Origin of the sequence: Methylomonas sp. LW13, from assembly GCF_016865255.1 — a bacterium.
Classification (GTDB): Bacteria; Pseudomonadota; Gammaproteobacteria; order Methylococcales; family Methylomonadaceae; genus Methylomonas.
In genome coordinates this window covers 5,182,707-5,196,535 of the sequence record NZ_CP033381.1, presented here as the reverse complement: position 1 = coordinate 5,196,535, position 13,829 = coordinate 5,182,707, and the positions used below count along the sequence as shown (strand labels likewise).

Here is a 13,829-nt window from a genome sequence, read left to right as displayed (position 1 = left end):
GTTGTTTTGGAGGGCTTATGTTGTCAACAGCTCATGTGCAATTACCGGCCGACAGCGCGCTGGTGGCCGGTGCGGCTTTACGGACTTTTTTTAATATCGCCGATGCCTGGGGTTTGAATGTCGAGCAGGCCATGGTTTTACTGGGGCTGGATTCGCGCAGCACGTATTTTAAGTGGAAGAAAAATCCGGAAAGCGCCAGTCTTAACGCCGATAAATTGGAAAGGTTGTCTTACATCTTTGGGATTTATAAAGCCTTGCAGATTTTACTGCCCAAGCCGGCAGCGGCGGATGGCTGGCTGCATCAAGCCAATCAGGCCGCGCTGTTTTCCGGGCAAACCGCCTTGCAACGCATGTTGTCCGGGCGGGTGGCGGATTTGTATGTAGTGCGCCAATATCTGGATGCGCAGTGCGGTTGGGCCTAATGGCGGTAGCGAAAATCAGTCGGATAGATTGGCGACCTTGCTGGCGCCTGGTGCCTAGCCGGTTTCCGCCGACGGGTTTGTTCGATAGGGTGGCAGACCCGGCTGATCTGGAAGTAGTGTTCGCCATTGAAGCGCTGACTAACGACAGGCTGCGCGACGAAGCCGGCGAAATCAGTTTGGTCGCCGTGGCGGACCGAATTGCCGGGCCGGGGACTACGCCGATCATGGCCGCGTTCACGCATTTAAATCCGGAAGGCAGCCGGTTTTGCGACGGCAGTTACGGCGTGTATTACGCCGCCAAAGACATCGATACCGCGATAGCCGAAACCCGTTTTCATCGCAGCCGGTTTCTGGCCGCGACCCGACAAGCGCCGATTGACATCGACATGCGCAGCTATGCCTCGGATTTGAATGCCGAGCTGCACGACATTCGCGGTCGGCAAACCGAATTACCGGAAATTTACGACGCCGACACCGGCAATTACGCCGCCGCGCAGGCCTGGGCCAGGCAGTTACGCGCGGACGGTGCGGATGGTATCGTCTATTCCAGCGTGCGGGCGGCGGGCGGAGAATGTGTGGCGGTGTTTAAACCGCGTTTGCTGGCGCCGGTCAAGCAAGGCGCGCATTATTGCTATGTGTGGGACGGCAGGCAAATCAGCGCGGTTTATAAAAAAGAACTTTACCAGCCCGGTGTGTAACGGATAGCCATGCTCGATTTGCCAGTACCCAGCCAAGAAAACGATTTTTACGAAACCCATATCCAATTGCTGCTCCAAAGCTATCAGCAATTGCTGGGCAAGCCGCTGTTGGAACAGTCCGCAAACATGGCGCTGGGCCGGCAAGTCTATGAAGCCGATTTTGCCCTGTTGTCGCATAACACTGCTGCCGATCCTGTATTCAATTACGCCAACCGCACCGCACAGGATTTATTCGAGCTAAGTTGGCCGGAATTTATCGGTATGCCTTCGCGTTTTTCGGCGGAGCCGGTCAATCGTGAAGAGCGCGAGCGACTATTGAATCAAGTGACCAGCCAGGGCTATATCGACAATTACAGTGGCGTGCGGATCGCCAAATCCGGCAAGCGTTTTTTGATCGAGCGCGCGGTGGTGTGGAATGTCCACGATAGCGCGCAACGCTATGTTGGTCAGGCGGCTTGTTTTAGCGACTGGCGCTTGTTACCCTGAGTCTGACCCTTTCCATCTACTCACTGTCTGCGAGAAATTTATGCTGAAAATATCCTTAAAACATAGCGGCCGCTTATGCTGTGGCTTGTTGCTCATGCTGGCGGGCGCGGCGCAGGCCGATGAAGTGGGTTGCGTGACCACGGCCTGGAAACTAATCGGTGCCAATCACAAGGTTTGTGTCGACGCCTTTGAAGATCCGAAAATCCCTAACGTGATTTGCCATATCAGTCAGGCCAGATCGGGGGGGATTTCCGGCGGCTTGGGTCTGTCGGAAGATCCGTCGGAATTTTCGCTGGCTTGCCGGCAAACCGGGCCGATCACATTGCCGGCCAAACTGAGCACGGAAGAAACCGTATTTTCGGAGAGCACCTCGCTGTTTTTCAAGTCCACCAACATTACCCGTTTATGGGATGCCAAGCACAACACCCTGGTTTATCTGGCGATTAGCCGGAAAGTGATCGAAGGTGCACCGGCCAACAGTGTGTCGACGGTGCCGGTGATGCCTTGGGGTAAATAGGGCGTTGATTAATGCTATCCCAGGTCCAAAGGCTGGTCGGTAACCGGTTTAATCCATTTCAATAAGGTTTCGTAAAGCGTGGCCGGTAGAATCGGTTTGCCGATGAAGTCGTTCATGCCGGCGGCCAGACAGTGCTGATGATCGCCGTGCATCACGTTGGCGGTCATCGCAATGACGGGTAGGTCGCGGCAAGCCGGGATTTGCCGTAACAGCCGGGTGGCTTGATAGCCGTCCATCACCGGCATTTGTACATCCATCAGCACACAGTCGTAGTCGTGATGCCGCAGCTTGTCCAAGGCCAGTTCGCCGTTTTCGGCAATATCCACCTGTAATTGCGCTTGTTCCAACAGCTCGATGGCGACGATGCGGTTGATTTCGTTATCTTCCACCAGCAATACCCGCCGCCCCTGCAGCCGCGCCAATTTTCCGATGTCTATGCTGGTACGGTGACGGCGGATTTGGAAATTACGGATGGTATTCAAATCGGTGGCGCCGAGCAGCACATTAAAGGTAAAGGTGGAACCGACGCCGGGTTCGCTGCTGACCTCTATCGTCCCTCCCATTTGTTCGATCAGCTGCTTGGAGATAATCAAGCCCAGGCCGGTACCGCCGTAGTTGCGGGTCACGCTGCTGTCGCCCTGGCTAAAAGCCTGGAACAATTTGGTTTGCTGTTCGGCGGTGATGCCGATGCCGGTGTCGCTGATGGCAAATTGCAGACGCACCGAGTGCGCATCGCGGCTGATTTCGCTGAAACTGACGGTTATCTCGCCGTGCTCGGTAAACTTGATGGCGTTGCCGATCAGATTGATTAACACCTGCCGCAGCCGTTGCGGATCGCCGATTACCGCGTGATACTCGCCGACCGGCGGCCTGATCAGTTGAATCCCCTTGTTCGCGCTGAGTTGCAGCATGGTGGAAAACACATGCTCCAGCATCTCTTCCAGCAGAAAGGGTATGGTCTCCATCTGCATTTTGCCGGCTTCCATTTTGGAGAAATCCAGAATGTCGCCTATCAGTGTCATCAAGGACTGCGCGGACGATTCCACCCGTTTCAGATATTCGCGTTGTTTAAAGCTCAGTTCGCTATTCAGGCACAGCTCCACCAAGCCGACAATCGCGTTCATCGGCGTGCGGATTTCATGGCTCATATTGGCCAGGAACTGGCCTTTGGCCTGATTGGCGGATTCCGCCTCCCGCTTGGCGAGCTCAAGCTCCTGCGTGCGGCTTCGCACCTGGCTTTCCAAGTCGGTCTCGTGCGCCTGGATTTGCGCCAGCATATTATTAAAGGCTTCGGCCAAATCGCTGATTTCGTCGTTACCGGCATAATCCGAGCGCCGGCTGTAATCGTGGTCTTTTTCGATTTGCCGCGCGGTATTAGCCAATTTCAACAGCGGGCCTAAAAACGAACGTTGCAAGCGCTGCACATACAAGGCCACCACGCTCAAGGCGATCAAGATAATACCGGTGTTAATCAGGGTATTGAACAGCAAGGAGTGGTAGGCGCGTTTCAGGTCGGCAACCAGGGTAATGTGGCCGACAATCTGTTTATTTTTATGCAAAATCGGCTGCGTGATCTGCCGGGTTTTCGATAGCCAGGCCGGCCACCAGCCGTGCCAATTGCTTGCCGGTTTTGCGTAACGGACCAGCGTGACCCCGCTGGGGGTTTGGATTTGCCCGGCGATGATGTCCGGATCGTGGGCCAGCGCATCCAATATTTCCTGGGCGGTTTGATTGTCGTCGAACAACAAGGCAAAGCTGCCGTTTTGGCCGATCATATTGGCGGTCAAGGTCAATTTTTGCCCAATGTTCTGCTGCAAAGCCGAATATTCCCGAATCGACAGCGATACCGTCGCCACCATCAGGCTTAACATCACCATCACTCGCAGGATTTTACCCAGCTTGCGGCTGATGGAAATGCGAGGATCTGTTGACGCTGTCATTCTATTATTTCGGCCATCCGCAGTAATTTCGAACTCAGCTTTAAATCGGCTGATTTCACCGCCGCTAAATTTACCACCAGTTTTAACCTGTTGTCGCGCAACGTAAATTGCACCATACCCCCGTGGTTAGCAAAGTTTTCCACGTCGCCGACCAACAACACGTGATGCTGCCGGGCTTGCTCGGCTAATACCGGTGTTAAGCCGGCCAAGTCGCTTAGAAACAAGATGCTGCATTGGGTGATGTCGGGGGCGTCGGCCAAATTGACATGCACCGCATTACCGTTGATTTGCTGGCCTTCCAAAACCGGCAAGTAGGCGCGTAACAGGCTGCGGCCTTGCAAACAAATCGTCACCGGCTTGGTCGTCGGCCATTGCGCCAATTCTGCAAAATGGAACAAATAGGCAGTCTTTAATTGAAACTCGCGGCTTTGGCTATTTTCCTCCGCGTGCGCGAAACCGGCGAACCAAACGCAGACACTGAGTAGCAAAAGGGTGTGCAGACGCATTGGCGCAATCAACCGTCTTAAAAATGCCAGGAGATTTGCGCCAGATAGCCGCGTTGAATCTGGCTGGCGACCGGTATGTACAGCACGTCGCTGAATTCAGGATGTTGATCATCCAGCAGATTTTGCCCGCTTATCGATAACTCCAGATTTTTGTGCGGATGCCAGCCCAGGCGTAAGTCCAAGGAGATATAGGCCGGAATGCTGCGTCTATCGATATACAGTTCATCGACATAGCGCGCCCAGGCATCCAGTTCGATTTCGCTGGTCAGGTTGTACAAAGAGCGCAGTGAGAGATTGTGTTGCGGATTGAAATGTTCTTCGGTGAGTGGATCGCGAAACCAGGGCTGGTTTTTATCGTAATTGACCGAGAATTGGTTGGCGCTGTAAGAGGCTTGTAGCCGCCAATCGTGGTTTACCCGGTAATTGACCGCCAACTCCAGGCCGTAACTGTCCACTTGCCGGTAATTGGCCACGGTGGCCTGCTTGATGTTGCCGTACGTTGGGTTGTTATAGGTCACACTGGTAAATTTAGTGCCTTGCATCCGGTCATAGATGTTGTAAAACAAGGCGCTGTCGATATCCAGACTAGTGGAAACTTGCCAACGCCAGCCCAATTCGTAGGCCAACAGATTTTCGGTCAACATGTCCGGGTTGGCTTTGGCTTCGAAAAATCGGTTGGTATCTGGGATTTGTTTGAATAAACGAATGCTGTGTTGGGCCCGATTCGGCAGGACCACGGCGCGCGACACCGCGGCCCACAGGCTGTGCTGCTTATTGGGTGTCCACAGTAGCCGGGCGTTGGGCTCGGTTTCCCAGCCGGTGAAGGTGAAATGCTCCACCCGGTTGCCCAGCGTTAGGGTCAGGTCGTCGGTCAAGCCGATTTGATCCTGTAAAAATACCCCGACATTGTGCTGCGTTAATTGCTCGGGTTCGAAACCCAGAGTCAGCGTGTTATCGAAACTATCGGAGATATTTTGATAGTTCACCCCCCACATCAGTTTGTGGTTGTCGATGATGGCCGGCAGGGTGTGTTGAAAGTCCAAATCGTAATGCGAGCGGCTCATCCGATTCACCGCCAATTGCCATTCGGTTTGGGTAAACGCCATATTCAGTCGCCAGTCGTGGCCGCTGTCGGTGCGATGAGACCAATTGCCCTGCAAACTGCCGGTCACGCCGTCCCTGCCAAAGTCGTCGTTTTGCCACAGCGGTGCTGTCGTCGAGGTTTTACCGATATAGTAGCCGCCCAACCGGTAGCGGGAGACGTTGGCTTCCACCATCAGTTTGTCCTGGGCGCTGAGTTGGCTGTCCAGGCGAAAATTGGCGGTTTCGGTATCGCCGGTGTCGTGGGTGTCTTGCCTGCCGGCCAGATCGATGCTGGCGTCGCGCACCATCGTACTGATCGTGCCGCGCAGAAAGGTGGATTCGGATAATTTCTGGCCGTAACGAATCCCGCCGAAGCCGCGTTCCTCGGTGCCACCGCCGGCATTAAGCAAACCGCCCTGAGTATCGCGAGCCGAACGGGTGATGATGTTGATGGTGCCGTTCACGGCATTCGCGCCCCACAAACTGCCACTGGGGCCGCGCAACACTTCGATGCGTTCTATATCCGGCAGCGACGGATTTTGCTGGCCCCAATAGACCCCGCTGATCAGCGGATCATAAATGCTGCGGCCGTCTATCATCACTTGCAGCTTGTTGGCATATAGATCGTTAAAACCGCGCGCGCTGACCGCCCAATTCCAGGCGTTGATTTTAGCCACATTCATACCAGGCACCATGCGCAGAACTTCCGGCAAGCTGGTGGCGCCGGAGCGGCGGATGTCTTCGGAAGTGATTACAAATGCTGCGGCTGGGCTGTCTTTAACCGTTTGTTCCTGCCGCGCCAGACTGGATACTTCCAGTTCGGTGAGTTCCTCCCAACTTAGCGGCAGCAATTCGTTGGTCGCTTCGATGTCGGCTGGATTGCCTTGAGCAAGCACGTTGGCATGCACCAGGCAAAGCCCGCTGCATAGGTAGGCAAATTGACGCAGATAACGGTTAATCAGCATGACATTTGGGCTTGAAGAGGCAAGGTTCCCGTTATTATAAAAGCCTTAACCGTTAACTGGGCAAATCAGTTGATGATGGGTCAGGTCAATAGAGATCCATTACAAACTTGGCAGCTTGTGGGATTTAATAAAAGCTTCTCCCCCAGGGGGTATCGTAAAAGAGGAGTTTTGTTCCTTCTCCCTTCGGGAGAAGGTTAGGATGAGGGTTATAAAACAGTGACTTACCGCCGTTCTATAAGCCTCTGCCGGGGGAGAGGCTTTTTTTGGGAATTGGCTGTTGAGTCTTAGCGCCATCGAAACGCTTAAAGCAAGGCCTCCACCGCCGCGCATTCCGCGCTACTCAACTCAAACTCGAAAATAGCCAAATCCTCGCGGATATGCTCGGCGGATGTGGTGCCGGTTAACGGCACGATGCCGTTCTGCGTTAAATAGCGGAAGAATATCTGCGCCGGGCCGCGCAGGTATTTTTCCGCCAGCGTTTTCACAGCCGCGTCAGCCAGGATTTTAGGATTGGCCGTCAGCGTCCAGAAGCTTTGATAAACGATCTGCCGCTGCCGGCAAAACGCCCGCAGCTGTTTGTCGTAGCCGGTATCGGCATAAAACCGGTTCTGCAATACGGCCGGTTTAACCGTCGCGTTGTCGTACAAAAATTGGAATAATTTCGGATCATAGCAATTGCTGATACCCAGTTGTTTGGCGCCGCCGCTTTGCTGGATAACTTCCAGCGCTTGCCAAACCTCCAACAACTGCCCGCGATCCGCCAACGGCGAATGTAGCACCAGGCCATCCAGATAATCGGTTTGCAGATTTTTTAACGACACTTGGAAGGATTGTGCGACTTGCTCGGGCAGACCGGCTTTGGGGTCGTAAGGGATGCGTAACGGATCGTGGCCGTTCAGCGGCGTGTACTTGGTTTGCAAATATAGCTCGGAACGCTGCAAGCCCAACTTCCGGCAAGCCGCCAGTACACCTTCGCCAACCCCTGCCTCGTGATAATGCTTGGGCTGACAAGCCGTGTCAATGCCGCGAAATCCCAGCGTTAGCGCCTGTTCCACCAGCGCGGCGGTACGCTCCTGCTTCCAGGCCGTGCCGTAAATAATGCCCGGCATACGCACGCCGGCGGAGAGAATAAAGTCGTTGCTGCTCATCACGGCTCCCGAAAAAGCCTTGATCTTCGGTGATAGCGGCCTGGGCGTCAATTACTGAGGCTACTAAAATCCGGGATTGTTGAGTGAGCTTAGCGTGGGGTGATGGGTTGGGTGCTTGATATTGTCGGCTGAGTTCGGCCAAAGGCAGACAGATGGTTTTTCTGACGAAGGTCTGCTGATAGATCTATAACCGCCAGACGTAATCCCAAAAAGGTGCGGCCACCTATAGGTTGTGCAGAGCTATGCGAGGCGCAACAATCACGAACGGTGCGCCTGACGGCAGCACCCTATAATCTGCGCACCTTATGGCCTTCATGCAATATGCGAGCTGTTATTGCCTTTAACTTGTCTTTGATAAGGGTCGCACGTTCAAGATCGGTTGGCTGAGTTTTACCGCTTCCAGGTTTTTGAAAGGGGGCGAGTTCGAAGATCGATACTAACAGGGCTGTTGATAGTTTCATCTCTTGTAACATCTGTAATCGCTGATCCGATTCCGCTAGTCTGACTTCTGATAATTGTTGTATCGCTTGTTTTAAGCCTGAAAGGTAAGTGTTTTTGATCTTTGAGTTCAACTCCGCTGCGGACATTTGGCCTCTGCGAAAAGTAACTATGTCGAGATCGAGTAAAACAAGTTCATGAAAAATACTATTAGCGCCCTGCACCAATAAGGCTTGATTTTTTAGCTCTGATTTAATGTTCAATGTTGCCTGGGGCGACATCGAGACTAAAGCTGTTGTAGCGATAACCGTCGACGACAGGCCTATTATTAGGTGTTTTTTGACGCGGTGTTTGAAACTTTCCATGTCCAAGCGTTCCGGTAACAGTAAACCCAATAAGCAACCAGTTAGCATACCGCCGATATGCGCCGCGTTATCAATGCCGCGATTGATAAATCCATACAGCAAAGCATAAAAAACAAACAACACTATGCCGCTCAACCTTCGTTTACTAAAAATTTTTGGTAAGCGCTCCCTGTGTTGATACATACCAACCATTAGCGCAATAGTAACGCCTAACACAGCCCCGGACGCACCTGCGGAGACTGCGTATTGCGCACCAAAATAGAGGCTGAGCCCATTGCCGATCAAACCGGAACCTAAATAAATCAGTGTAAAAGGCAGATGACCGTATATACGTTCCACCACCCCACCAACGACATATAGCCCCGCCATATTGATGCCTAAATGTATCAGGCTACCATGGAGAAACATGGCGGTTGCCATTCGCCACCATTCGCCACGTTGAACATCAAATGCAGTATTACCGCCCCAACTCAGTAGCTGCTCGGGTGGCGTTTGCTCTATTTTCGCCCCGGTATGCCACATTGCAATCCAAACCAATACGTTGACACCAATTAGCAACCAGGTGATCCACGCTATGGGAGCATAAGCCTCCAACTGATCATGAAACGCTTTTTCCTCGGCAAGCGGATTAGTGGCGAAATTGTTGGCCGATTGACTGGCGCTAGAATTACCAGTGGATTTGCTAGTTGATTGAGCGAAACCCAAACGCTGATTGATTATTTCCAGCAACTCGATTTGATCTTCTGCAGACAAAGACGATATAGGTAGCACTGGTCGCGCGGGGTTAATGCCAGTCCAGGTCATAGAGTCATCAATAACGCCTACCAAAGCTTGCAATCTGAATTGAATGAAAGGCATGTTCTTGAATTTGGAAACATTCGCCTCCACCAACTCGCCCCAGCTATGCCGTTTAATTGCGCCCGCAAACAGTAGCGATTCTATGCCATCGTCATCCAATGTGATAATTGGTTGGTCGTAGGGTAAACGGCGTTTAAGAAAGCTATCGAATATCGCCACAACCACATATGTGAAAACAATCGGAAGCCAAAGACTGCCGTATTCGTGTTTCTTGCTGATGACAATAAGAAATACCCAGGAAGCAACCAGCCACCACCACAAGCTGTTTCGATATTTGGCCAAGGGGCTCTTGGGAGATGCATAAAATTGTTTGTTGGTTGTTGCGGATTGAGTTCTGTGCATGACGACCCGTTGTTGATAGTCTGCTCCAATTATAGGCAGAGGAATTGGAGAAATGTTGGCCTTGAAATATGCGATTACGTGAGCTAATCGTGCTTACATTTTGAAGGACGGCTTATTTCCCATTTGCTGCCCTGCAATTTAATCTTATTTGTCGGCTTAGGGGCGAGTCCGCCGACCCAGCAAAGCTTCGACAGCAAATGATAGTTTGTTTCCCGTTTCGCTTTGGCTTGGACTCTCAAACCATCGGCCGGGATTCTCGGAAAGTCGGCTTGGCTCCTTGAAAGATCCACTTTGACGAGCAAAAAATCGAGGTGATACTTCCGCATATCGCTGGGGTACTTCGGGAACTGGACGAGGTCGCTCGGAAGGTCTAAGGGCAGCTTCGCAAGTACCCTGTTGATCTTCCGAAGTAAGCCTTCGGTGTGGCGTCGAAAGCCACCCAGGCCCAAGCGCTGAGCCAATCAAGAGAACTCGGATCGAATCAGCATCTTGATATGAAAGCATAGCAGGCGGCATATGCCGTTGCTGTTTTATAATGCCATTTTGAAGCATGGGCTATTGCCTGCACAGCCATGAAAAAAATCATCCAGAAAATTTCCGCCGGGCTCTCGGAATCGTCGTTACCGGAAAAAGCGCAGGCGCACTATGCCGCCGGGCGCTATAAGGAAGCGAGCGATTTATTCAAGGAACTGTTAAAGCAATCGGCCGACGCCGAAACCAAACGCTGCTTGGCCGATTGTTATCTGCAAAGGGCCAGGGGAATGGCGGCCAAGGCCATGTTCAAGGAAGCCTGCGTACTTTGGGAAAATTACGCGGCTAACGCGCAACCACCGCTGCAAGCGCAAGACGCTTACCTGTTGTGGCTGTTGGCCGGCAAAAACGAGCGCAAAGCTTACGCCCTATTGGATGGGTTGAATGCTCGGCAGTTGGACGAAGAGTTTCCGGTGCTTTCGGCTTATCTGGGGATGCTGCTGGTCTCCGGGGTCACGGAATTGTTGCCGCATTTGCCCCAGGATTCCGCATTGCTCAAGCATTGGGAGTGTATAAACGCGGCGCTGGCGGCCTATCGCAACGGCGAGCGGGAACCTTGCGAGCAGGCCTTAAAACCATTGCCGTTTCGTTCGGCGTTTCGCGATTTGCGCAGCTTGCTGAAAGCGCAGCTGCTGGCTGGCGCGGAAATCGAACAAGCCCCGGCCATGTTAGCCAAAATCCCCGACGAATCACCCTATCAACAGCTGGCTAAGGCCTGCTTGGCGTATCGGCAATCCGGCGTGGATTTCGTTGCCAGCCTGTCGAGTCTGGAACACAATCAGCGCCGCATCGTTGCTCAGGCCAAAGGTCTCAACGCCCGTCAGAGCCAGTTATTGGAAGCGCTGGTCAAACTCAACGGTCAGCCCGACACCAAGACCCGCTTCAATCTGGTCCTACAATATCGCGACGTATTCGGCAACGACGCCGCGCAAGCCTATTGCCTGGGCGCGTTGGCCGAGTATCCGGGCGGCGAGAAAGACTATTTCAAACACTTCGCCAGCAAGGACCCGTTCGAGGAAAACCGCTTGCAAGCCTTATTGCACGAGCAAGCCGAAAACGCCTACGACGCCGGTTTTTTTTGGCAACGCTGCATCGATATTCTGAAACAAGACCGGCCGGCCAATGACCGAAAAATTGCGTTGATCCTCAGGCGCATGGCCGACAAGGCCTATTCCGGCGAAGCGGCGGCGATGTTAGCCGACAGCCTGGAGTACGACCCCGACGACCGGCAAAGCTATCTAAAACTGTTAACGGTTTACCAGGAACAGCGGCCGAATGCGGCTCAGTACGAACACTGGTTGGAACGTGGCCTGCAACATTTCCCCAACGATACCGATCTGCTGGTGCGGGCAGCCAAATCGGCCGCCGCCAGAAAAGCCTTTAAAAAGGCGGCGGCCTATGCCAAAGCCTTGTTGCAGATAGACCCGGTCAATACTTTGGCTAAACAGCTATTGTTTGCCAATCATATGGCCCATGCCCGTCGTTTGATCAAAACCGAGAAATTTCATTTGGTCGAAAAGGAAATTCAAGCGGCCGAACAATTGACCATCGATAAAAGCCTGCGCCGCCAAGCCGAGTTGTTGCGTGGTTTTTATCTGTGGCGGGCCGAGGACAAAACCCAGGGCTTGCAACGCATCGCCGATACGCTGGCAAGCCTGTATGACGATCCGGTCAATATGCATGTGCAAGCGCAGATCGAAGCCGGATTGCTGGAACTGCCGACACAGGGGCTTAGCCGCGCGCTGCCGGCGTTTAAGGACTATCTGCTGTCCGCCCCACAATTGCAGCGGCTGATCGGCTTGCTTAATTATTACGACGAGCAATTGGACGATAACAGCTTGGTGCTGAAAGCCCTGGACAAAGTCAAAGCGCCGCTGAAAAAGTCGGTGGAATGGCTGCTGGACCATGAGGCGCTGCTGCTCGCCTGGTGCCAAGCTTTGGAAAGCGTCGGCCATTACGAGCTATTGAAGCACTGCGCCAAAATGGCTCAGGCCCGCAGACACACGCCGGCTTTGATGTATTACCGGACGCTGGCCGAATGCCAAGGCGATGCCAGCCACTTGGATTTAATGAGCTTATACCGCTTGAAAATTGGGTTGGCAGACGCGCGGGCGGATAACGACAACAGGACCGCCGGGTTGATCGCGCGCTTGCTCGAACGGGTCAGCGGCACTCCCGAGCCGCTCGAAGATGAAGCTGAAGACTTCGATCAGCCGTTAATCAGCGACGATCCGATAGAGGACTTGTTCGGCCCCATTCCGGATGCCATGTTCAAGCGCATCGAAAAGAAAATCGAGGAGATCATGCGCAAACGCGGTCCCGATTATTTCGCCGCCCAAATTATGCGTCAATACGGCGACCAGCTCGGCCAGCAACGTCTGGCGATCTTGTTTATGAACCAGGATTTCCTCTGGTCGGTGGCTATACTCGCCGGCGCGGAGGAACTTAAGGTCGAGATCGGCGTCGGTTTCGACGACATCCTCGCGCGATTTGAGAATAACTCCCCACAATATTCACTGCCTTTCAATTGAGTACCGATGATTTCACCGTACCGTATTCTGGGCGTGCCCGAACAAACTAGCGACGCCGACATCAAACAAGCCTATTTGCAGCGGGTCAAGGACAATCCGCCCGACCGCGATCCCGCGCGCTTTCGCGAAATCCAGGAGGCTTTCGAAGCGATCAAAGACCAAGACAGTCGGCTGCGCCATGCATTGTTTGCTATGCCGCGTGTCGAATTCGACACGTTGCTGGCGCAAGCCTTCGGCCAATCGGCTACTGGCGAGACTATGCCTGCGGACGATTTCCTAAAGCTGGCGAGCACGCTGACCATCGAAAAATCGCTCGCTCAATTGACTAAAACGCCATCATGACGACAGACACCCCGCAAGACGAGTTGCTGACAGCCTTGCAGCACTATCTACAGGAAACCGACTTCGCCCATCTGACCGCAATCGACCAACCGGATTTGACCGCTTTATTCAGCGATCTAGCCGGTTTGAAAACCGAAGTCAAAGCCGAGTCGCGGCAATTCAAAGCCACGCTGGATAGCTTGAGCGAGGCAGTCGAAACCTTGAAAGCCGACAATCAAGCCTTGGCGGACGAACTGGCGAAAGCCAACGAACGCCTGCAGCAACAACGCCGCGAGCACGAACGGGCGCTGCTGCTGGAGTGGCTGGATATTTACGACCGGCTCGATGCCGGCTATCGGGCCGTGCAACAGTATCGGCCGGCGGATAGCTTGTTCCGGCATTCCAAACCGCAGGACGTGCGCTTCATCGCCAGCGTTGGCGATGGCCAGGAAATCACGCTGAAGCGCTTGGAACAGATGCTGCAACGCCGGCGGGTGTTTGCCATCGATTGCGTCGGCCGGCCCTTCGACGCACGGACCATGGCGACCATCGCCATCGGCAACGATCCCTCGCAGGCAAACGCCATTGTGCTGGAAGAACTGCGCAAGGGCTTTTTAATGGAAGACCAAGTGCTACGCTTGGCGGAAGTCAAGGTCAATAAACTTTAAGCATTCAGGG

General features: G+C 53.5%; 12 protein-coding genes. 7 read left to right on the top strand and 5 right to left on the bottom strand.

The window, feature by feature from the left end; translation table 11 throughout:
• Nucleotides 1-17: 17 nt before the first annotated feature.
• The 4 genes from JL719_RS23700 to JL719_RS23685 are packed head-to-tail and all read left to right on the top strand — an operon-like array spanning nucleotide 18 to nucleotide 2,123.
• Complete coding sequence (locus JL719_RS23700) at nucleotides 18-422, top strand: MbcA/ParS/Xre antitoxin family protein (protein ID WP_033156982.1); 405 nt, start codon at nucleotides 18-20, stop codon at nucleotides 420-422.
• The gene (locus JL719_RS23695; RefSeq protein WP_033156981.1) at nucleotides 422-1,120 is read left to right on the top strand and encodes an RES family NAD+ phosphorylase; all 699 of its coding nucleotides are present in this window, start codon (nucleotides 422-424) and stop codon (nucleotides 1,118-1,120) included. Before JL719_RS23700 ends, JL719_RS23695 begins: the two co-directional genes overlap by 1 nt.
• 9 nt (nucleotides 1,121-1,129) lie before the next feature.
• Entirely contained in the window at nucleotides 1,130-1,606 is a 477-nt protein-coding gene (locus JL719_RS23690) for an MEKHLA domain-containing protein (RefSeq protein WP_033156980.1), read from the top strand.
• Between the two features lie 40 nt (nucleotides 1,607-1,646).
• Nucleotides 1,647-2,123, top strand: a complete 477-nt coding sequence (locus tag JL719_RS23685) for a CreA family protein (protein WP_033156979.1) — start codon at nucleotides 1,647-1,649, stop codon at nucleotides 2,121-2,123.
• A 14-nt stretch (nucleotides 2,124-2,137) separates the two neighbouring features.
• On the opposite strand, the gene JL719_RS23680 is transcribed toward JL719_RS23685, so the two are convergent.
• From JL719_RS23680 to JL719_RS23660, 5 genes are all read right to left on the bottom strand, one after another.
• Complete coding sequence (locus tag JL719_RS23680; protein ID WP_033156978.1) at nucleotides 2,138-4,063, bottom strand: hybrid sensor histidine kinase/response regulator; 1,926 nt, start codon at nucleotides 4,061-4,063, stop codon at nucleotides 2,138-2,140.
• Nucleotides 4,060-4,569, bottom strand: coding sequence for a YfiR family protein (locus JL719_RS23675; protein WP_033156977.1), 510 nt, complete (start codon nucleotides 4,567-4,569; stop codon nucleotides 4,060-4,062). Before JL719_RS23675 ends, JL719_RS23680 begins: the two co-directional genes overlap by 4 nt.
• Nucleotides 4,570-4,586: 17 nt before the next feature.
• Nucleotides 4,587-6,617: a TonB-dependent receptor plug domain-containing protein gene (locus JL719_RS23670; protein ID WP_033156976.1), complete on the bottom strand. Its 2,031-nt coding sequence runs from the start codon at nucleotides 6,615-6,617 to the stop codon at nucleotides 4,587-4,589.
• Between the two features lie 302 nt (nucleotides 6,618-6,919).
• Nucleotides 6,920-7,765 (bottom strand): aldo/keto reductase family protein, encoded by an 846-nt coding sequence (locus JL719_RS23665; RefSeq protein ID WP_033156975.1) that lies wholly within the window; start codon nucleotides 7,763-7,765, stop codon nucleotides 6,920-6,922.
• 287 nt (nucleotides 7,766-8,052) lie between these two features.
• Nucleotides 8,053-9,768, bottom strand: coding sequence for a rhomboid family intramembrane serine protease (locus JL719_RS23660; protein WP_051670029.1), 1,716 nt, complete (start codon nucleotides 9,766-9,768; stop codon nucleotides 8,053-8,055).
• 572 nt (nucleotides 9,769-10,340) lie between these two features.
• On the opposite strand from JL719_RS23660, the gene JL719_RS23655 reads away from it, so the two are divergent.
• Genes JL719_RS23655 through JL719_RS23645 form a run of 3 tightly spaced genes read left to right on the top strand, consistent with a single transcriptional unit; the run spans nucleotide 10,341 to nucleotide 13,819 of the window.
• Nucleotides 10,341-12,830, top strand: a complete 2,490-nt coding sequence (locus tag JL719_RS23655) for a hypothetical protein (protein ID WP_033156973.1) — start codon at nucleotides 10,341-10,343, stop codon at nucleotides 12,828-12,830.
• A 6-nt stretch (nucleotides 12,831-12,836) separates the two neighbouring features.
• Nucleotides 12,837-13,172, top strand: coding sequence for a J domain-containing protein (locus JL719_RS23650; RefSeq protein WP_033156972.1), 336 nt, complete (start codon nucleotides 12,837-12,839; stop codon nucleotides 13,170-13,172).
• On the top strand, nucleotides 13,169-13,819 hold the full coding sequence (locus JL719_RS23645) for a nucleotide exchange factor GrpE (protein ID WP_033156971.1): 651 nt from the start codon (nucleotides 13,169-13,171) through the stop codon (nucleotides 13,817-13,819). Before JL719_RS23650 ends, JL719_RS23645 begins: the two co-directional genes overlap by 4 nt.
• The last annotated feature ends 10 nt before the right edge of the window (nucleotides 13,820-13,829 follow it).